Source organism: Bartonella sp. AP150HLJHH (assembly GCF_042196385.1).
GTDB lineage: Bacteria > Pseudomonadota > Alphaproteobacteria > Rhizobiales > Rhizobiaceae > Bartonella.
In genome coordinates this window covers 1-757 of sequence record NZ_JBHIQC010000117.1, presented here as the reverse complement: position 1 = coordinate 757, position 757 = coordinate 1, and the positions used below count along the sequence as shown (strand labels likewise).

1 pseudogene is annotated in these 757 nt (G+C 46.6%); it reads right to left on the bottom strand.

Annotation, left to right across the window (positions count from 1 at the left end):
- A pseudogene (locus tag ACFING_RS09980) lies at nucleotides 1-757 on the bottom strand (hypothetical protein); the annotation flags it as partial.

The window sequence follows — 757 nt, the reverse complement described above, 5'->3', positions numbered from 1 at the left end:
CCAAAACCACGCCCTGCTTTTCCCGAACTATAGGAACCTTTGCCGACTCCTCCAGAGCCACCACGTGATGTATCACCTCCAGCATCGCCTCCATTACCGCTTGTTTTACTCGTAATTCCATTCGTTCCAGCATAACCATTTCCGCCTTTGGCAATTCCTAGATGTTCATCCGTTGCTAAACCAAAGTTTCCACCTGTTCCTCCAGCACCGCCACCGCCTGAATAGTAGGTAGTCGTACCACCACCAAATCCCGTGTGAGATTGATAGGCAGAAGCACCCCCACCACCATGTCCTCCTGTCGCCGTAATAAAATTCTTTCCAACAGCTGTTGTTCCTCCAGAATTTCCTGTCGCACTGCGTGATGCAACAGAAGCGCCTCCTTTACCAATCAAAATATCTTGATGACCGTTTAAACTGGCTTTATAGCCATACCAGACTGAACAACCGCCACCGCCGCCACCTCCTCCTAATCTTGGCGTATCCGCTCCGCCACCACTACCGCCACCGCCCCATGCTTGGATCTCAACTTTAGTTTTATCCGTTACCCAATCAGGCCATTGAATTTTCCCATCCTGTGTATAGAGCAATTCAGCATCAGCAAGCGCAGACCAATTAATGAGTTTATCAACTAAGCCTTGTTTAATTTTTTTAATTTCTTGCTTGAGAATATCTATGTCTGATTTCGTATAAACAAGATCTCCATCGACTTTTAAAGGTCCTTTAAGAAAGCTTCCCGTTGTGCTTAAACTGGTAACCA